Origin of the sequence: Acinetobacter sp. YH16052, assembly GCF_013417155.1 — a bacterium.
Classification (GTDB): domain Bacteria; phylum Pseudomonadota; class Gammaproteobacteria; order Pseudomonadales; family Moraxellaceae; genus Acinetobacter.
On the sequence record NZ_VPEO01000003.1, the window covers coordinates 201,661 to 221,565 of the forward strand.

The following is a 19,905-nucleotide window of genomic DNA, read 5'->3' on the forward strand; positions in this document are numbered from 1 at the left end:
AATCCAAATCAAGAACTGCTTGAGCAGCTTCAGCATGACCAGCAGAAGCAACAACAGCAGCCGCCGCAACATGGCCCGATTAATTCCCCAAAAAACAATCAGCATGAACAGGATCAGCGCGTGTTTAACAAGCAGCACCGTAGTGATCTGCATGGCCAGGATATTCATGGAAATCACAGTAATAAATAATCTGGTAACTGAAAAACAAAGCTCACCTCGTGTGGGCTTTGCCATTTATATAAGGTCATATTTTGCTAGTGAAGCAAAAGCTTATTTTTATTAAGATGAACCGAATGATAAATAAGCATAGATAGGGAAAGAGATGAACAGTAGTGATGCGGTACGTAATGATTGGTCACGTGAAGAAATACAAGCACTTTATCAGCAGCCTTTAATGGATTTAGTATTTCAGGCGCAACAGGTTCATCGTGAACATTTCACTGCGAATACCGTTCAGGTGAGTACCCTGCTCTCGATTAAAACCGGTAAATGTCCTGAAGATTGTAAATACTGTTCACAATCAGCGCATTATGATTCCAAACTGGAAGCTGAAAAACGTATTGCGGTCGATAAAGTGATTCAGGAAGCAAAACAGGCGCTGGCATCAGGAAGTTCACGTTTCTGTATGGGGGCTGCATGGCGCAACCCGCATGAACGCGATATGCCTTATGTGCTGGAAATGGTACGTGAAGTTAAAGCACTCGGTCTGGAAACCTGCATGACACTGGGGATGCTAAATGGATCTCAGGCTGAACGCTTGAAAGATGCAGGACTGGATTATTACAACCATAATCTGGACACTTCTCGTGAATACTATTCACATATCATCAGCACGCGTAGCTTTGATGATCGTCTGGATACTCTGGATCATGTGCGTCAGGCTGGTATGAAAGTCTGTAGTGGCGGTATTGTGGGTCTGGGCGAAAGTCGTGATGACCGGATTGGTTTGTTATATGAGCTTGCAACTCTGGTAATTCATCCTGAATCTGTGCCAATTAATATGTTGGTGCCGATTGAAGGCACACCGATGGCAGATGTAGAAAAACTGGATGTGATTGAGTGGATTCGCACCATTGCCGTAGCACGTTTACTGATGCCTAAAAGCTATATTCGCCTTTCTGCCGGCCGTGAATCCTTAAGCGATTCGGATCAGGCTCTGGCATTTATGGCCGGTGCCAATTCTATTTTCTCTGGTGAAAAACTGCTGACGACTCCCAATACAGCCCAAGGCCGGGATCAGCAACTTTTTGCAAAATTAGGTCTAGTCGCTGAACAGCCAAAACCAAGTGTTCGCAGCTTAGCGACAGATGCCATGGCAAGCTAACAACTGTTTAAGTTGATGAACTCGCAGAAAAGTTATGTGCAGTAATTAAAATGCCATAACGGGCATTCAGATAATCTCCGACTCGGATTTGATCTACTCCATTGGCATGATGCACCATCAGCGCTTGCGTGACTGCATCATAGCTAAAGGAGTCATAACTATCTTGATGCAGGCTGAGCCAGTGCAGCGTATCTGCCAGGTTGCTGTCGACGATATAGGTATCTGCATGAAAATCTTTGCTCATATGCCTGTTCATCATGTTGAAATTTCCCTTTAATTTTAACGGAAATTAGCCCATAACAAGCATAAAAAAGTGAGCCATTGCTCACTTTTCTTGCAAAAACTTTAGTCCTTATTCGTACCGCACTTACGACACTCCCTGTGTTCCCCGATTTCTTGCATTTGCTCATATTCATAAATATGCAAACAAAACAATTTTCTTAAAAGCTGAAGCATCATTGAAACTCCTGTTTAATCATTTTTTTAATACGCTTCTTAAGATATTCCGTCCTGAAACATCATGATTTTTGACTAAAAAATCATCTCATATTAATTAGCATAATTTTTTCAGTTGTAAAATGCATTTCATCTACTTTTCACTTTTTTTGCAGATATTCTTTGAACTACATCACAATTATTTCATAAATATGAACTTTTTTTTGATTAAAGAGGATGTTTATGGAATTTAGATAACAAAAGTAATATCTGAGGGAGATGCTTTTTTATTAAGCTGGTAACGAAGAATCTTTATTGAAAGGCAAACTAGAAAAGTTCATTATCAGTGGAGGCAACCCATTTTAAGTCCTTCGAGATAAGAACGACGATCAATTAAGTGAATTGCTTACTTCAGATTTCATAATATCCAAAAACAAAAAACCCCTTACGATTAATGCACGTAAGGGGTTGTTTTATATGGTGGGCCCAGACAGACGGAAACTATTACCTACCCTATTGTTTTTATTAAATTAATTTATTTTTAAAAATTACAGGATACAAGCTAGGATACATAGTTTAACTGTTTCTTTTTTGATCAATTAAGCTTTTTTCACCACCAAACTCCCCTACCACATCGCTAATTCATTGAATTTTGACAATACACAGCTTCTTGGTAAAAGAGGAACCAACATCAATATAATGGCAATTATCGATTTGAGTATGCTCTTTTACAATGGTATGACCTAGATATATTTCATCAATATTTTCGACAACATCATAATGAGCGGAATGCTGACGAATTCGTCCTCTCCCCCACAGCGCGTTCGCATAAGCAGAACTGACACCTGAAATCTTGTAGTCACCTTGTGCAATATCGTGCTTAAAAGCATTCCAATCATGAATATCAATATCAGCATGAATAATACCTATCTTTTTATTACTCAGTAAAACTTCTATCACTAATGGTAAGTCTACTAAACGATCAATAATTTTCTGTTGTGTCTTTTGAAATTGTCTATAAAACCATGCCCCTCCATTTCTTGCATGCATGTCTTTCATTTTAGGATCATACTGTCCTCGAATACACATTTCTTCATGATTACCGCGCACAGTCAAAAACCATTTTTGATCGAGTAATGAAATACATTCTAAATTTTCAGTACCTCTGTCAATGATATCTCCTGTGCAGATGAGCAAATCATTATCAAAATCAAAATTCTTTAGATAAAGCTCTTGCATTAGAAGACTATAAGATCCGTGAATATCTCCAACGATATAAACTGAATTATAATTTGGGTTTACAAGTATCTTTATTATATCGTTCATGCTATGAATAAAACCTTCTACGAATTTTAAATCCCATTATAGAACATGTCCCATATAACTTCCGATACACCACAAATTGTTGCTATTTATACAAATAAAGAGATTTCAATTGATTTTTACCAGTTATTTGAAGATGGACTAAACCCTATATTATTTACAATTAAAACTTTAGAACAGATTCCTAGCATGGAGCAAAATAAAATCAATATTATCATTCTAGAATCTTGGGATGAACTCAACAACCTTCAACTAAATTGCAGTAAACTTCACCTTATCATACCTACACATTCAAACAATAGACTGGAAAACAATCTAAATGCCCTAGTATTCGAGCATGATCAATCTATGACATCCCAACAAGCTTTAGAAAATCTTTACCATAGTTTTATTAAATTTTATTTCTCAGCTGAATGTTATCTTGATCCTCAGGATTTTTTTAATTCAGACTCATATAAAAACGGACATCGATATCTCAAGATACATGATATTTTACAAAACACTGCTGGTTATGAAAAACAACTCAATACCTATCTGAAAACGATATCAGATACTGAAAAAGTATGCTTCAATTTTTCAATAAGCTATGATTTTCCTTCAGAATCCGGATATTTACCGCTGCTAGAAGATACTGTTGATCACTTAACGTATGCTAGAAATAGAGATGTATTCTTTAGTATCGTGCTTTCAAAGCATCCAATCTCAGATAATAAATTGTCTATCGTACATTTAAGTCAAGAGTCTCCAATGTCTTGATTCATTATCATATCAAAACCGATTAATTTATCCTTATCTAGATCGAAAGGGAGAACCCATATATTTGGATTTTTTCCTTGATCTCTTTCATGCTTATTTAACTGAAACTCTGGTAAAGCTTTATTAAATTTGGAACTTTTTGGATAAATCAAAACTATTGGACCATCGTGTTCAAGGTACATATAACTATAAGCAAACATTTGCTGCATATCACCATCGCTGATTCCATAACGCTGATCTTCACTATTCTGATCCAATAATTTCCATTTTGTATCTAGAATCATATTGCTATGTGTATCTTTTTTAGCTTTAAAATAAATGTCTGGTCGAAGATTAAATCTATCTTTTCCATTATGATGGCACAAATATTTATTACTCTTCTGCCTTTGGATTTGGTAATGCTCTGAGTATTGTTCTTCTAGCTTACTCAGCACATAAGCTTCAAATAACTTTTCCATCGGAAACAGCAAACTCATTCCATGCCATTCACCATGTAATGCAGATGGTGTCTGCTCTCCTAGGACTATTTCACACCAGACTTTGATTGGTTCATATTGAGCATATAAACGACCTGATTTCCATTGGGGAAAGTCTAAACGCGGCAATCTACTCGTTGGCACCTCACTCAATTTAAGACGGATTTCATTTGCCAATCGCCAATTATCAGTATTTTTTGTGAGTTTACAGATTTTTTCTAATGCAGTTTTAATAAGACGATTTGGCGCGGTATTTAAAGAAAAAATATCATGTTCAATCGGAAAACGATGTTGCTCGGTCACTGGTTGAGTCAGATATCTTTGGATATTCAATCTACCTTTCAAATAGGCACTTTGCTCTGCAACACATTGATATTCAGACCTTACACCTCGCTGAAGCAATAGGTTGCATGCCTCCAAAAAGCGACTCATGATCCATTCACTCAAAGGTAAATCTAACTTATCCAATGAGGCTGAGCCTGCTTCTCGAGGGGATGGAAGCTTCCATAAGGCTCGCAGCATTTTTCTGAGTAATTGACGTTCATTCGCAAGTACAATTTCCCTTTTATCTTGCTCATGTATTTCTACATGCTTAGGTAATATTTCAATTGTATGACCACATGGTGTTTGGATAATACCAACATAGTTATCTACTTTTATTTTACGTCTGCCTTCTAACTCAAAAATGGCAGTACCATTTTTTTTTGTTTGACTAGAAAGCTCACATAAATAGTCAAATACTGAGGTTGGAACACAGATATGATCCAACTCTTTAACACATGCATGTTCAGTGCCATTGTCTTCAATGACACCATATTCTCTAATACTCAGAAGCACTATAATTCAGCCTATTACAAGTCATTTTCTTTTGCTTTCACGCCTGTAACAATCTGCAGAAGAGAAACAATTTGATCCTGAAGGTCTGCTTCATTTTTAAATAAATCTTGATTAATTTCCCAGTTTCGACTTTCAAGATTACTAATTAACTGATCATCCATACTTGGAAATAAAGACTTTTCCAATTTTTCAGTTTTAATCATTCCGTTATTTCCGAGTACTAACTTGATTTTACTCCAATCATCAAAAAAATATTCTTGCAACAAAGGAATAATCTTTTTCTCAAAAATTTGCATAAGCTCTTGAACCGTAGCTGCTGCTTTTTCAGAAGTAGGTTTTAATTCAGTAAAATAAGCATGACCAATACAGTGATCTCTATCTAATAAAACCTTAATACGTTTATTCATTACCTCTAATAATTTAGCTACATCAATAGCTTCCACTACTTTATTCTCTTTTGTGATTTTAATATCCTTTAGAATTTCTGGTTTTGGCATTATTTCAACAAATTCAAAGCGCCGTCTTAAAGCGATATCTACTGATGTTAATGAACGGTCAGAACTGTTCATTGTTCCAATAATATAAAGATTTTTTGGGACGCCAAATTTTTTATTAGGAGAATTTGGTAAAATAATTTCTAAAGCTTCCGCCTTACCCACTCTTTTTGATTCTTCAATTAAAGTAATTAACTCACCAAAAATTTTAGAAATATTCCCGCGGTTAATTTCATCAATAATAAGGACGTATTTATTATCGGTATTACTTTTTTGATTTTTACCTTTAGTCAATAAATTTTGGATTTTATCTTTATCTACGGCATTTTCCAGATTATAAACTGTTGATTGTGAGAATATTTTTTTGAAATAATCCTCATTTTTTAAGCTTGGTAAAAAACTTTTCAGCCATTTCACTTTTCTCACTTGATGATAGCTAAACTCTTGCTCACTATCATATTCATATGCTCCAATTACCTCTGCTATTGCTCTAAATTTTAGATTTCCATCAGTAATGACAATTAAATCACCATTTTTTATTTTATTTTTAAAGGTATTCACATAACTGGATGCAGTATCTAATTGGTTTATTGGATAATCAAATTCAGTTAATTTCTGTTTTATCGTTTGAAGTTCATTACAACCTGTGAAATCAATATCATCCCCCCAACCCAATAGTACAACATCATTATCTAAACAAGATCGATATAGATCATCTTCAATGCCAGCTCGACCTAATGACATTTTCCATATAGCTCTATTTCCTAAATCAAATTTTTCGCTAATGTTAGATTTAACATTTGCACTAGCTAACTGGCAAATATTTTTGAAAATGCCAGGTATGATAGGATAAGTTAGCTGATTATTCTCTGATACAACTTTGATACCTTCAACAAAATCCTCATAACCATAACTTTGATGGAAGGTCACAAAACTAATGCGGCCTTCATCAATATATTTTTTAAAAATTTTACGATCATTTTCAGTTTGTGGATCATTAATATTACGACCATCTAAAATAGATAAAGCATAATTAATAGTATTATACGTTTTACCTGTACCCGCTGGACCGTATAGAATTTGGTTCAATGGATGCTGAAATAACTTAATATTCTGTGACGAAATATTGCTACTACTATTCGTACCATCACCAAGATCCAACATCTGACAAACCTCGTCATAAGTATATTTAAAGTTTTTTATGCTTTGATAACTCCATTCAGCTAACTCCTCAACTGTTTTATGTATTCCTTCTTCAATAGATAAAGTCGATATTATTGGGGATTCACCATCAAATTCTCCACGGATTTTTTCATATTTTTTTCGTAATTCTGTCCCATCTTGATTGATAGTATCTATTTTTGTCACAAATCCAGCAATAGCATCAATACCAACAGTATATGCCAACTCCTTTGGTGCATTATAAGATGGATAAATTTTAATCCATGTATAAGATTTAAAAATATTTCCTTGATTTGTCGGACGATTTCTAAAAGAGGTTTCTGCCTCATCTGAGATTTTTTCAGCTAATAACTCTCCCCATTGTTGGGTAAGCACTCCTGGTTCTTTAAGTTTATTGTATTCATCTAAATGATCTTTATCTTTTTTAATACCATCTACACTTTTCAATAAATCAAAATGATCTTTTAAAAACATATTCATTCCTTTCCTCTATTATTCATTTTGCATATGCCATTAACTGACAAAATACATTCACCAACTTCTGCTGTTTAATATTGCTTGCATTACAATTCATTAAGTTTGGATTCCCCACCACGATTGCTAAAGACTGTGCTCTCGAATTCGCTACATTTAAACGGTTTTTATCAAACAAAAAATCCATTCCGCGTGGTGAATCGTTCGCATCACTTGCGCATAAACTGAAAAATACAATAGGTGCTTCCTGACCTTGAAACTTATCTACACTTCCCAACTTTGCATTTTCACCTAAAGCAGATTTAAGCTTAGTCACCTGAAAATTATATGGTGCTACAAACAACATATCATCTAAAGTAATGGACTTATTATTACCTTCCTTGTCAGTATAAATTCGCCCAAGAAGCTCATTTACAGCATGTTGAATCGCTTGAACCTCTTCATCACTCGCCTGAGTATTTCCTTCATGTTCAACGGGGATAAATACAACCCCTGCTTCCTTATTTAATGCTCCCTTATAAGCATCAGGGACTTGTATAACTTGTAGATCGTTAGACTGATGTGAATTTAACTTACCCTCATAAATTGCCTGACTGATAAACTCATTTACTTTTGAATGCATTCTGTAGGTAGTGTCGAGAAAGATGCCTCGGTTAGACTCAATTGTTGGATGATCTTTTAGCAAATAATCTAAAATAGACAAACCACTATCGCCTGGGTGTGTACCTTGCGCTGGTTGTCCTAGTTGCATTTGGTCACCCATTAAAACCAAATTATGAGCGGATTGACTCATTGCAATTAAGTTTGCGACTGACACTTGCCCCGCTTCATCAATAAACAAATAATCAAATTGCTTATTTAATTCCTCACGAGAAAACCCCCACGCTGTGGTACCAATGACACATGCTCCATCAAGATATTCAACTATTTTGTCATTCTTAATTTCTGAAATTCCAAAGCTTTCAATTTCAGTATCTGTATTTTTTGTACAACAGAAATGAGCTGGAATATTTTCATTTTGGCAATACTGTGCCACGCCAATCAAAAGATTATTAATTGCCTTGTGGGAATTTGAGCTAATGCCTACTTTTTTTCCTTGCTTAAGTAGTTCTGCAATAACATGCTTACCTGTAAAGGTTTTTCCTGCACCAGGAGGTCCTTGAATCACAATATATGAGTTATCCAAATTACAAATTGCCAATTTTATTTGATCTAACTTTTCTAATTTTTTATGGCTCGAAACAATTATTTCTCCCTTTTCTATACCCTTGATGCGTGGATAATCCCGTCTTAAAAAATGGAGAATAGCATCATCATTGAGCTGGTTTTCATAATAGCTTCGGACTACTGTTTCTATTGCTTTTGGAATAGGCTTTGGATTCACATAATCATCTGGAATTAAATGCACAACAGAAAGCGGTTCTTTAAGCTGTAAGCAAATTCTGCCTTTTGAAACTGATGAATGCTCTTTTAATAATGTCGCTTTAAGATTGTTTCCCTTTTCATCCTCCTCCCCAAGAATATAAAAGCTAGTGGTATTTGCCATTTTAAATTCTTGATGAGGATCAAATGAATACTCATATGCTAAGCTTCTTGCTTTGGGGGTTGGTTTAAATGGATCTTTGTCTGTACGAATACAATTTACTAGACAATCAAGGTCATCATAAAGCTCTTCAACTGTTAAGCCCATTCTTTCAAAGAGTCGCCAAAAAACTGGCTTAGCTTCTCTACGATGGAATTCCAGAGCCCAAGCCATGTTTTCACAAATTTGTGATTCAATTATACCCTGAGCCTTAAGAGATTCTGCTTTACTCAATAATTGATCTCTTAAGTGAGTTATTGTCGTTATTTCCTCACTTAGCTCTTTTTCTACAATGTCTTTTTTACCTGCATGCTGGATGCCAAATTCTTGCTGTTTCTGATGCAACCAAGCCACCAACTCTTGCGTACTATTACAATCATCAATATTGTAGTCTCGGATACTGTTCAGGACTTGTGATGTTTGCCAGGTTAATCCATCTGGATTAACTCGCCAATTTTCATACACGACAACAGAATCACCCCCCGAACCCACTTCTGTCTCACGTTTACCACGGTATAAGTGTTCTACATTTTTAATAGAATATTTGGGTTCACCAATCAGCAATCCATTTTTAACGATCTTGTATAAATCAACAAAAACTTCATTTCTTAACAATTGATCTACTTCAAATTCACAAACACCATAACGGCACATAAGCTTCTTACATGCAGCAATTTCATAGTTTGCATAATGGTAAATATGCATCGTAGGATCTTGCTGCCAACGTGCATAAACCCATTCGATAAATGATTTAAATGCTATTTTTTCTTCAATTTCATTGTGAGCCCAAAAGTCTATAAATTTACGCTCACCCTTTTCATCGAAATATGTACATCCCCATAAATACTCAAGTCCCCCTTCAATTAAAGGAAACCCCTCGATATCGAAGTACACATCATTTTCAGAGTGCTGGGGTAATAATGCCAATCCTAGTTTTTCATGAGTGTTAATGATTTCAAATAAAGGCGTTGTAAGCCCTTCACTTTGCCGCTGAATCCGAGCCTGAGCTTTTAATCTTTTATATACATCAGTATTCAAGCCCTTAATATTTAGTTTATCACTATCAATCAAATCTTGCATCGTCTGAATACCCTCAGCATTCAGCTTCTTGATTTGCGAGCGTGTAATTGTGGCAACTTGAGAAAGATGATCTCTATCTTTGAGTAATTGCTTCGCATAATTACTCCAACAACCCCATGACTTGGAGTCAGAAGGATTAGGGTACTTTTCTAAATCGAATTCTTCGTGCAATTGCAAAAAGGCATTTTTTACTGATTGGTAGTAATAGTAAAATTCTTGTGTTCTCAATCGCTGCTGAGTTTGATCGCCTAAAATAATGACAAAATCATTCGAATAACGGCCTTGAATAGCTGCAATCATTTCCTGATAACAACACAGTTGGATGGTGTAATAAGGTTGTAGTGATTTAGAGAGTTTGGTATCCCAAATTTCATAATGATAGTCCCCAAGTTGACTAGAACCTGGAACCTTAACTAAAAAATCAGCAAATCCAGTAAACTTACCTTTACTTAAACAAGCCTGAAAAATAACATCTACACCTTCTTTCATAGCCTGTATCGTTGCAGCTTTCTTATCTGAACTTAATCCTATATCTGTAATTGTTAAGCCTTGTTGCTTCAACTCTTCCAATACAGATGATTCGTGCTCTGCTCCTTTATCCTGAAGCATGAGCATCATTGCATCATCTTGATCTTTTAAATCTAAAGTTTCAGGAGTAGTAAGACTGAAATGTTCCATCCAGGAAGCAAAAGGACTTTCTAGAAACAAAATTAAATCTGAGGGAGAAAAGATTAAATTATCATTGTGTATTTTCATATTAACTCAAATATTTTTATAAAGTATTAACAATGGATAATACTATAAACATCTGATAGTTATTTCTATTATTTAGTCTTATAAAATTAAGCTCACTTCTACCATTTAATCTCTGTCATGCATACACGTAACCGCCACCATTCCAACTTGGCAGGACTATAAATTTAAAGTGAAGGGCATGCATGTAAATGTACGCCATTTTTCGAGTAGGATGGTCTCAGTAAATAATACATATAACCCAGAAATCATTGCATTGCTTAAAGAATGGAAACCTGAAGGACGTGGTTCATATAATCCTACATATAAATTCTGGAACTATTGGCTACCATTTTCCGTAAAAATTATCGAACGACTCCAAGTACTCAATGAATAAAGGGTATCCCCTCTAAATTTCCTGTCTATGCATATATGTAATGCGATAAGTGCTAAAATTGGAACTTAACTAGTCAAAAAGTACCGTTTAGTACCCAATATCGCACTTACCGTACAGAGAAAACACTAAGTAATTTTGAAATTTCGTGGTTCATCCAAATTAAAAGGCATTACTCGAAGCTTTTGCATAAGCCAACCAAATAATCAATATAAGCAAAGGCAAACGCTGTCATTTTTGATGAAGGGCGATACCGTTTTGACTTGCAAATTTCGCTGCCTGTTGAACTCTATACCCACGTTGCCCAGTATTTCTTTTTATTTCACGATAGATAGTTGATCGTGAACGTCCCAACTCCCAAATAAGGGTAGCGATTAAACTTTCACTTTTCAAAGTGACATAAATTTCGTATCTTTCATTTTGAGAAAGTTAGGGGGTATTTCTTCATTGTGTGCTTTCTAGTTGCGAGTTGAAAAAGTCTAATGATTCAATGAATACACCTAACTTTTTCAACTAACTACAAATGTGTCGCACTTGTGATTTGAATCTGCGATCTTTAAAAACAAAGCAGATACCAATTATATTGAAATGATGTCAATAAATCTTACAAATTAAGACTTTTGCTCAAGTTTTAATGAATCACCACCACCAATCTGTGCCGTAGCATTATAAGGAAGCTGTGCATTGACTTGCATTACTTGCTCAATATGCTCAATACGCTTTGTAATAACAGTATCAATGTGATGTTGCATTTTCTCTTTACTAGCAACTACGGATGCAACCACAATCTGACAACGTGCATTTAAGTTCTTTAACTGCTCAGTTTTGAAATCAAAATGCTTTGCCATTTCACGATCAATTCCATTCATATAAAGCTTTCGACTATCCGATCCCTCTGGGAATTTATTCGCAAGCTCTAGCATCTGTGGAACTTTAGCAAACATGAAGTCATCATTATCCATGTCTTTACTTAAATCCGCATACATAGATTCAACTTTCTTAATCTGCTCTTGGCTACCGTTCTCCAGTAAAACCAAGCGCTCTTCAGCTAAATGATTAACCTCTTTCAGCATTTGCATCATTGAGCCCTGCATTGCCTGAAAACCTTTACAGCGAGCTTCAATCATCACTGCTTCAAGACGTGCATTTACTTCCATCAACTCAAGCTGAGCATTTTTGACGAGCTCAACACGTTCATTTGTAAGTTTAGCAGCTTCAATTTTATCTGGATCATAGTTAGTTACTGTCGAACTCGTAGATGTAGATGTGGAATATGAACCACCACCATAATCACGATCCCTCCCTCCATTACCACTACCTGATGCAGCACCACCCAAAAAACTTCCTACTGCACTTGCAGCCTTACTAACAAAGCCACCAATAGAACTAAACAACCCCATTATAATTCCCCTCTTATTTCATTAATGCTTTACGCATTTTAAATATCAATGTATTTACGTCTTTTTCTCGTTGTGCCAATGCTTCGCTATAACTTTGCGCATCCTGCAAACATGCTGCTAAGTTCTGTTGTTGCACTTTACGCAATTCTTCACTCATGATTTGAACAATATCATCACGTTCAATTAGCTGTTCTTTAGCTACAAATTCTGTAATTTCATTTACTACGCCCTGTTGCCAAACCTCACTGAATCGTATAAGCCAAATCTTTTGCGCCGTTGTTTTAGTATTAAAGATGATCTTTTCCAACTGTTGCATGAACTGGTGAACTAATTTTGTTAGCTCTTGTTCTTTTTCAAGCTTCTCTTGACGGTGCCCATTCGCTTGGAATGCATACGTCGTGTGAATACCTAAACGTTTTTGTAGATAGAATTGGTCCAATCCTGATTGATACTGTTCAATACATGGCAATACATCAAGAACAGTTTGTTCATCTATGATTTTATTTAAGCCAGCATCCAACAAAGGCTGAATCTGTTTTAAAAGGGATAACCGTTCACTACGCCATTCAGCAAACCACTTCATGATTTCTTCATTTTCAATACTATTATCTAGACCAATCTGAATTAAATCTAGCCGATACTTATCAACTAGAATTAGATAGTCTTCTGCAGATTTCCGCAAAACACTTACAACCGCTTTCACAAAATCTAGCGATTGATCCAACCATTCCATTTCTTTTAATGTCTTTGTACAAAGTGTTGCAGTATGTTCTGCAAGCAGTTCAAAACTTGGACGCAATTGTTGCTCAATTTGTGCCAACCCCACCAGTGTATTGGTTCGCTCTAAATTGAGAGAAATCTGCTGAGATTCAGAAAATAAATTAATTAAGTTTGAACGCAACGGCGTTAAGCCTATATCAAGACGTTTTTTGAGATGTAGTAATTGTGCTTCAAGTAACTGTTTTTCTTCAGCAGTCACATTCATACTTACAGTTATCTTTTTATCTAACTCCTGCTTTAATTCAAGGGCAGTCTTCACTAGATCTAGATTGTCATTTTCCCATTCATCAATTTTACCTAAAAGACTATTCAGCCATTTTTGTGCAGAAAAACTATACTGCCACACAGATTTATTGATTTCATCAATATTATAGTTTTGTATTTCAACAAGAAAGTCATAAGACATTTTACCCAAATTTGATACCGCCGCATTTGACAGATCATCATAAGTTAGACCAAGACCCAAAAGTTTTTTCTCTGATTGTCTTTTTTCATAGTAAATTTCAAAAATACTATTGTACTCATCACATTCTTTCTTAGCTATACTCAATCTGTTCTGATAATCATCATTGGATTCATTGTGAAACTGATCCAAGAAGGGCTCAAAAATCGGCATCCATCCTTTATCTATAAAGAAATTCAAAATTATTTTGCTTTTTTCCCTTCCGATCATACTAGGATGATCTGGTAATAATTTTGGATTATTCAATACCTTCAGTACAGGGAATACACTATGGTTTAAGTAATTCTGATAATTTCCTGTGGAATACCAAGAAAAAGAATCATTTATGCTGAAGCCTGTTATATAGTTAATCTTTTTTAATTGGCCTAATTTATCTATATGCTTTGAAATAAATATGCCAGTCGCCTTAGATCCTCTAAATTTTTTTGGATAGTCCAATTTTAAATCATGTGAGCCTTGTTTAAAAAAATATGAACCTTTAGTTCTATCAGTTTTCTCATCATAATAAAAAATCTCAGATAGAATTTCCCATCGCCCTTTTTCAATGTCGTTAGGCCCATAAGATTTTTTTACCTCGTTCCATTCATGATAGGCAACATGTTTAACGTGATTAAAATTTGGAAATAAAAAACCAGTTCTACGATCAAATACAACAAATGGCTTATTTTTAAAAGTAAACCAATTCTGCTCTTCTATAGCCTTATATAAAGTATCCTCTACATCGCCATAAGCAAGTAGTTTCTTATTTGCTTCGATTAACTGCACTTTTAATCCATTTATTTCTTTTTGATCGTCATATTTGATTTTGGAAACCGTATTCATATTACCCCCTAACATTTAAACTATTTTTTAAAAATTCTTCTGTTCTTTATTCACCAACACATCATAAATAATATGCGCAAACTGCCTCATCTTTGCAGGATCGCTCATGAGCTGTGTCATCTGCTCCATATGTGCCTCATTACTATCCAATACGGCGTCATCAAGCGCCGTATCAAACTCTCCCAGCATCGCCTGTTCACGGGTATTGTTTTGGATCTGCTTCATCATGCGTGTGTTCTCAGACATCTTATCTGCGACGGTATGCACATAATTAATCATGTCTTTATCGGTCAGCTTATCCGTGATAAAGATCTCATTCACACGGCTTAAAATCACCGACAGGAAGTCTTCTTTCTTGTCTTTCGCCTTGGCTGTACCCAAATCATTCCCAGGCTCCAATTTATGCTCAGTACTGTCTGCTTTAAGCTGAATATCCTGCTGACGAAGCTTAGACAAGCGGTAATGGCTCATTGCTACATTACTCAGATCAATTTCATCTTCGTCCGCAGCTTGTTCACGCAGCATCGGGCGTAAGTTACGCGCAAAAAGACTGAGCTTCTCAAGTTCTTGATCATCATATTCCACGATTTGAGACATAAATTCATAGAAACGGGTGAAACTGCCTAAATCCTTTTTGAAGATTTCCAGAGCATCACGCGCTTTCTTCGCTTCTGCAAACTCATTTTCAGCATTGGCAATCAGTACGGCGTCACCTGTCTGTTTACAGCGTTCTAAACGGTTCTTGGTGACATCATAATCATTGATGGCTTGTTTATAGCGATGCTGCCAACGTTGTAAAGCGGGCTTACAGATGTTAGCGAGTGCTGCACTGGATTTATTTTTGCTGTAGAAGGCCTCAACGAACTGTTCTACCTCAGTCCAGAGGAAAATGCCTGAGGCTTTCAGCTTTTCAAACAGATCATAAACCTGATCAGGATTGGATACATCCGCCAGTTCCGCCGTTTGATAATATGGCTGGAAAGCATCCAGAATGTCTTGTGGATCGTTAAAGAAATCCAGAACAAAGGTGCCTGACTCCGCTTTACCCGGATAAGTCCGGTTTAAGCGCGATAAGGTCTGTACACACTCCACCCCACCCAATTTCTTATCCACGTACATGGCACACAGTTTCGGCTGATCAAAGCCGGTCTGGAACTTATTTGCCACAATCATCACCTGAAAGTCATCGCTATCGAATGCCTTACGCATCTCACGACCTTTCATATTCGGGTTCATATTGCTTTCGGTAAATTTTTGACCTAACAGATGGCTACTGTCTGCATCATTGGCATTAAATTCTACATCGCCTGAGAATGCCACCATGGCTTGAATGTTGGCATAGTTCTGTTCAGCAATGTATTTATCAAAGGCCTGTTTATAACGCACCGCTTCTTTACGAGAACTGGTCACCACCATGGCTTTGGCTTGTCCACCGAGTAAGCCCATAATATTTTTCTTGAAATGCTCAATGATGATATTCACTTTTTGCGAGATATTATGATCGTGTAAGCGTACCCACTGATTCAGCCTGGTCTTGGCTTTCTTGGCATCGACCTGAGCGTCTTTTTCTTCGATCTTCTGCTTGAGCTTGTAGATGACTTTATAGTTGGTGTAATTCTTCAGTACATCCAAAATAAATCCTTCTTCAATCGCTTGGCGCATCGAATAGACGTGATATGCCACAGGAATATTGGTTTTAGACGGCGGCATGCTTGGATCGGGCAAGCGTCCAAACAGTTGTAAGGTTTTATCCTTTGGGGTTGCGGTAAAGGCATAGAAGCTTAGGTTTGCACTGCCCTTACGTGATGCCATCACCGCATCGAGTACATCTTCCGAAGAAAGCTGCTCATCTTCTTCACGCTCTTCAATCATCAAAGTTTCTTTGAGCTGACGCGCCGTGGAACCGCTTTGCGATGAATGGGCTTCATCGGCAATGACGGCGTATTTACGTTCTTTTAAACTGGTGCTGTTTTCAATGGCACGCAGTACGAACGGGAAAGTCTGAATGGTGACGATGATAATCGGCTGCGCCATTTCCAAGGCTTTTGCCAGTTTCTCGGATTTAGAGCCATCACCTTCTTTATTGTTAATCCGACCCACGACGCCATCGGCATGTTCAAACTGATAGATCGTATCCTGAAGCTGTGCATCCAAGATGGTTCGGTCTGTCACCACAATCACAGAATCAAACATCTTTTTATTATTGGCATCGTAGAGACTGGAAAGCTGATGCGCCGTCCATGCAATCGAGTTGGATTTACCCGAACCGGCACTGTGCTGAATCAGGTATTTTTGCCCTGTGCCTTCTGCCAATGAATCTTGAACTAGGTTATTCACCACTTTCCATTGGTGATAACGAGGGAAGATCAGACTTTCCTTTTTGTATTTGCGCCCTTCCCAGTCTTCCTTTTCTTCAATCTGTAAATGAATGAAGTTACCCAAAATATTCAGCAAGCTATCAGGTGTTAAGACTTCATTCCATAAATAGCCTGTGGCATATTCGTTGACATCTTCAGGGACATCATTGCCTGCACCTTGGGCTGAAGTACCTTTGTTAAATGGCAGGAAGTAGGTGCTATCACCACTCAAATGCGTCGCCATGTAGACTTCATACTGGCTTACCGCAAAATGCACCAATGCACCGCGTTTAAACATCAGCAACGGTTCAGGCTTATTGGTTTCAGGGTCTTTGGGCAGTCGGGTTTTTCGGTACTGTGTCATGGCATTTTGCACAGCCTGTTTAAACTCGGACTTGAGTTCCAGAGTTGCCACAGGAAAGCCATTGATAAACAGGACCAGGTCAATCCGCCATTTTTTGGCTTGTTTGCCAGTTGCCTCTAATTCGGCTTTGGATGTATATGGGCTATACACCAGTTCAGGCACGACACGGCAGATATTTTGCTGATAACGTTGATTCAGTTCGGGATTTAGACCATGTTCAGGTTTAAACTGACAGAATGAAAAGCGTGTACCACGGGTCTTGATGCCATGGCGGAGTATGCCCAATGTGCCATAACTACGGGATTCAACATCGGTGGCATTGATATCGGCTTTTTTAAGCTGAGCCACGACGGTATCTAAAAAATGGCGTTCGGTATCATTGGGGAAGATGTTTTTAAATTTCTGCCACTCGACCTGTTGGGTCTTTTGTACAAAGTCGAGTACATCTTGCTCATACAGGGCTTTTTCACAATTGTAGCCCTGCCCAGAACCCACAATCCAGCCATGTGATTGCATTTGTGCAATGATATCTTGCTGGAAGATGGTTTCTAAAGTTGCATCCGATCTCATGTTTCCCCAACCCTCTCGATACTCAAATTTCTTTATTACTGTTCTATTTGCCAAATAGGATGGCTTTGCCAATCTTCAGGGAAGCCCATCGCTGTTTTTGATATGTTGTGATGTGTCAAAAGCAGATCAACCAGACGTTTACGCCATGTATGCTGCGGGGCGATTTTGTCCATGAAATAGAGTAGAAATACCAGACTGTTATAAATCTTTCGATCTGATGCGTTGGTATTTTCAAAATTGCATTGCACACGAAGCCCCATCGGTTTACTGCGCGGCTTGGCAATGGTTTTGGTAAATTTGCGGTTCCATAGTCTTGAATGATGAGCACAGGTATTTCTTAAGTAGACAAAATGCTGTAATAAGCCTTCAAACTGTTTTTCATCGCAATCAAAATGACTGGAAATGGCTTTACGTGTCTGAATCGGTGCCAAGAGCTGATACCATTTGGACAGTTGACCAAAACTCATTACTTCACAGGTTGCCCAAATCGGTGGTAATTCAGGATCATCATAGGTACGTTTATAGTGTTCTATAAAGACTTCATCTGCGCGGGACACTTCAGTTTTCAGTGATTCGAGTAAGCTTTGCCATTTAAAGGCGGGTTTAAAGTATTGCCCTTGCAGATAAGCATGACAACCATGCCGATGTGCCAATTCATAGGCAAAACGGGTACGAACGGCAACTTCCAGGCGTTCTATGGCATCCAGGATGAGTAACCTTAATTCACGATCAAATACATACAGCGCTAACACCTGTTCAAAACTGGTATCTGGTTTAAAGCAATGTGGTGAATGGGTGTGTTCAAATGGAAGCCAATAGGCGCCTAAGCGATAATAATTGATTTGCTCTAGGTAAAATTGTGCCTGTTGCTCATTGGCAAATTGCATGCCTCGAGCTTTTAATAGCTCAATTTGTTCAGCAAAGGTTTTGGCAGGCTTGTTAAAAGATTTCATAGATGGCTTGCCCTGATTGTTATATTTTTTAGGGCTCCAGAAACAAGTAACCCGACAGTTTGAGGATGCAATTGCTTGCCTAGCCTTGTCGGGTGTTGTTGAGCATATAGTGAATCATTGCAATTATTTATGCAATGATTTTTTGTATCTGCTTGAGTCCACATTTGTTTGAGGCAACTGAGAATATTCATAGGCTTAACTCCGTTTTAGCCTCATTGGGGTGTTGCCAGTTGCTGACATTGATTTTGCCTGTCACCGCAGAGGAAATAAGGGCCGTACGGCGTTCTTGAAGTAAGATTTTTTGTGTTTCAGCTGAATTAATCAGCTTCTCAAACTTGTTGGATTCATTAGTTAAATATTTAGCTATGTCTGCCTGTTCAACCAGTGGAGGAATAACAACATTCAATTCCTTTACTGTTTCAATAGAAACCTCACTAAAAGTACTACCTTGTTTACTCAGACCCCAATATTGATCTACTGCATTAGATTTAAAATACCAAACTAAAAAATCAGCACGTAGCAAATTATTGGGAACAATACGAGCAATACCTCTTGATAAATTAACCCCTTTAAAACTCATCGGCACTACAAACGCAGCCCCTATTGAAGCTCTAATTCCTAAAATAACCTCTCCACCTTGTAATCTTGACCTTGGATAATTACTTTCTATAGACACAGACGTCTTTTGAAAATCCTCAAGTTTAAAACTACCTTTAGAAATATTTGTTGTTTGAATAAATGGAACACCCTCATTAAGAGCATCCCCAGGCTGAACAATTCCATAAGAAATAGAAGAGCCATATCGAATAAGTTGTTTTAATTTTGGAATCTTCCAATGCTCAGGCACTTGCCCTAACCATTCCACACCTGAATCTTTCATCGCTACATCAGGATTTAAACCTTTGGTGACGGCATGGCTAATCACCGCTTGATGCTTTTCTTTAAGCAGTTCAATCAGCTTTTCTTGTTTAGCAATTAAGGGGCTTTGTTGCATAAACATTCAAAAGCTGAGTTTTCCCCAATCCATTCAAATTTAAGTGACAACTTGGGTGTGAGGTCTACCTAATTCCGTAAATCTATTCAGAACTGCCACACGCGCATGAACTT

The 19,905-nt window shown here is 37.2% G+C and carries 13 protein-coding genes and 1 pseudogene; 3 read left to right on the plus strand and 11 right to left on the minus strand.

Annotated elements, in window-relative coordinates:
* Positions 1 to 34 precede the first annotated feature (34 nt).
* Positions 35 to 283, plus strand: coding sequence for a hypothetical protein (locus FTV42_RS03720; protein ID WP_180037323.1), 249 nt, complete (start codon positions 35 to 37; stop codon positions 281 to 283).
* Between the two features lie 39 nt (positions 284 to 322).
* On the plus strand, positions 323 to 1,324 hold the full coding sequence (bioB, locus tag FTV42_RS03725) for a biotin synthase BioB (RefSeq protein WP_180037474.1): 1,002 nt from the start codon (positions 323 to 325) through the stop codon (positions 1,322 to 1,324).
* Between the two features lie 7 nt (positions 1,325 to 1,331).
* Here bioB and FTV42_RS03730 read toward each other — a convergent pair whose 3' ends face one another.
* Together FTV42_RS03730 and FTV42_RS03735 are read right to left on the minus strand one after the other, a co-directional pair.
* Entirely contained in the window at positions 1,332 to 1,568 is a 237-nt protein-coding gene (locus FTV42_RS03730; RefSeq protein WP_034438286.1) for a hypothetical protein, read from the minus strand.
* Positions 1,569 to 2,401: 833 nt separating this feature from the next.
* Positions 2,402 to 3,085: a metallophosphoesterase gene (locus FTV42_RS03735; protein WP_086044678.1), complete on the minus strand. Its 684-nt coding sequence runs from the start codon at positions 3,083 to 3,085 to the stop codon at positions 2,402 to 2,404.
* A gap of 45 nt (positions 3,086 to 3,130) precedes the next feature.
* Between FTV42_RS03735 and FTV42_RS03740 the strand changes: the two genes are divergently transcribed.
* On the plus strand, positions 3,131 to 3,838 hold the full coding sequence (locus FTV42_RS03740; RefSeq protein WP_180037476.1) for a hypothetical protein: 708 nt from the start codon (positions 3,131 to 3,133) through the stop codon (positions 3,836 to 3,838).
* Here FTV42_RS03740 and FTV42_RS03745 read toward each other — a convergent pair.
* From FTV42_RS03745 to FTV42_RS03785, 9 genes and pseudogenes are all read right to left on the minus strand, one after another.
* Positions 3,817 to 5,151 (minus strand): McrC family protein, encoded by a 1,335-nt coding sequence (locus tag FTV42_RS03745; protein ID WP_174894354.1) that lies wholly within the window; start codon positions 5,149 to 5,151, stop codon positions 3,817 to 3,819. The two genes, FTV42_RS03740 and FTV42_RS03745, sit on opposite strands and share 22 nt — an antisense overlap.
* A gap of 14 nt (positions 5,152 to 5,165) precedes the next feature.
* Positions 5,166 to 7,301, minus strand: a complete 2,136-nt coding sequence (locus FTV42_RS03750; RefSeq protein ID WP_257223391.1) for an AAA family ATPase — start codon at positions 7,299 to 7,301, stop codon at positions 5,166 to 5,168.
* Positions 7,302 to 7,323: 22 nt separating this feature from the next.
* Positions 7,324 to 10,719: a TM0106 family RecB-like putative nuclease gene (locus FTV42_RS03755; protein ID WP_180037480.1), complete on the minus strand. Its 3,396-nt coding sequence runs from the start codon at positions 10,717 to 10,719 to the stop codon at positions 7,324 to 7,326.
* Positions 10,720 to 11,279: 560 nt separating this feature from the next.
* Positions 11,280 to 11,537 (minus strand): annotated as a pseudogene (locus FTV42_RS03760) (IS30 family transposase); the annotation flags it as partial.
* A 163-nt stretch (positions 11,538 to 11,700) separates the two neighbouring features.
* Positions 11,701 to 12,489, minus strand: a complete 789-nt coding sequence (locus tag FTV42_RS03765; RefSeq protein WP_180037482.1) for a hypothetical protein — start codon at positions 12,487 to 12,489, stop codon at positions 11,701 to 11,703.
* A 13-nt stretch (positions 12,490 to 12,502) separates the two neighbouring features.
* Positions 12,503 to 14,554, minus strand: coding sequence for a hypothetical protein (locus FTV42_RS03770; RefSeq protein WP_153566653.1), 2,052 nt, complete (start codon positions 14,552 to 14,554; stop codon positions 12,503 to 12,505).
* A gap of 27 nt (positions 14,555 to 14,581) precedes the next feature.
* Positions 14,582 to 17,845, minus strand: coding sequence for a type I restriction endonuclease subunit R (locus tag FTV42_RS03775; RefSeq protein WP_180037484.1), 3,264 nt, complete (start codon positions 17,843 to 17,845; stop codon positions 14,582 to 14,584).
* 35 nt (positions 17,846 to 17,880) lie between these two features.
* Positions 17,881 to 18,798: an Abi family protein gene (locus FTV42_RS03780; protein WP_180037486.1), complete on the minus strand. Its 918-nt coding sequence runs from the start codon at positions 18,796 to 18,798 to the stop codon at positions 17,881 to 17,883.
* 187 nt (positions 18,799 to 18,985) lie between these two features.
* Positions 18,986 to 19,798: a restriction endonuclease subunit S gene (locus FTV42_RS03785; protein ID WP_257223393.1), complete on the minus strand. Its 813-nt coding sequence runs from the start codon at positions 19,796 to 19,798 to the stop codon at positions 18,986 to 18,988.
* Positions 19,799 to 19,905: the final 107 nt, after the last annotated feature.

Coding starts and splice junctions, on each gene's coding strand:
- FTV42_RS03720 (WP_180037323.1), top strand. CDS start 35: ATGACCAGCAGAAGCAACAACAGCAGCCGCCGCAACATGGCCCGATTA.
- bioB (WP_180037474.1), top strand. CDS start 323: ATGAACAGTAGTGATGCGGTACGTAATGATTGGTCACGTGAAGAAATA.
- FTV42_RS03730 (WP_034438286.1), bottom strand. CDS start 1,568: ATGAGCAAAGATTTTCATGCAGATACCTATATCGTCGACAGCAACCTG.
- FTV42_RS03735 (WP_086044678.1), bottom strand. CDS start 3,085: ATGAACGATATAATAAAGATACTTGTAAACCCAAATTATAATTCAGTT.
- FTV42_RS03740 (WP_180037476.1), top strand. CDS start 3,131: ATGTCCCATATAACTTCCGATACACCACAAATTGTTGCTATTTATACA.
- FTV42_RS03750 (WP_257223391.1), bottom strand. CDS start 7,301: ATGTTTTTAAAAGATCATTTTGATTTATTGAAAAGTGTAGATGGTATT.
- FTV42_RS03755 (WP_180037480.1), bottom strand. CDS start 10,719: ATGAAAATACACAATGATAATTTAATCTTTTCTCCCTCAGATTTAATT.
- FTV42_RS03765 (WP_180037482.1), bottom strand. CDS start 12,489: ATGGGGTTGTTTAGTTCTATTGGTGGCTTTGTTAGTAAGGCTGCAAGT.
- FTV42_RS03770 (WP_153566653.1), bottom strand. CDS start 14,554: ATGAATACGGTTTCCAAAATCAAATATGACGATCAAAAAGAAATAAAT.
- FTV42_RS03775 (WP_180037484.1), bottom strand. CDS start 17,845: ATGAGATCGGATGCAACTTTAGAAACCATCTTCCAGCAAGATATCATT.
- FTV42_RS03780 (WP_180037486.1), bottom strand. CDS start 18,798: ATGAAATCTTTTAACAAGCCTGCCAAAACCTTTGCTGAACAAATTGAG.
- FTV42_RS03785 (WP_257223393.1), bottom strand. CDS start 19,798: ATGTTTATGCAACAAAGCCCCTTAATTGCTAAACAAGAAAAGCTGATT.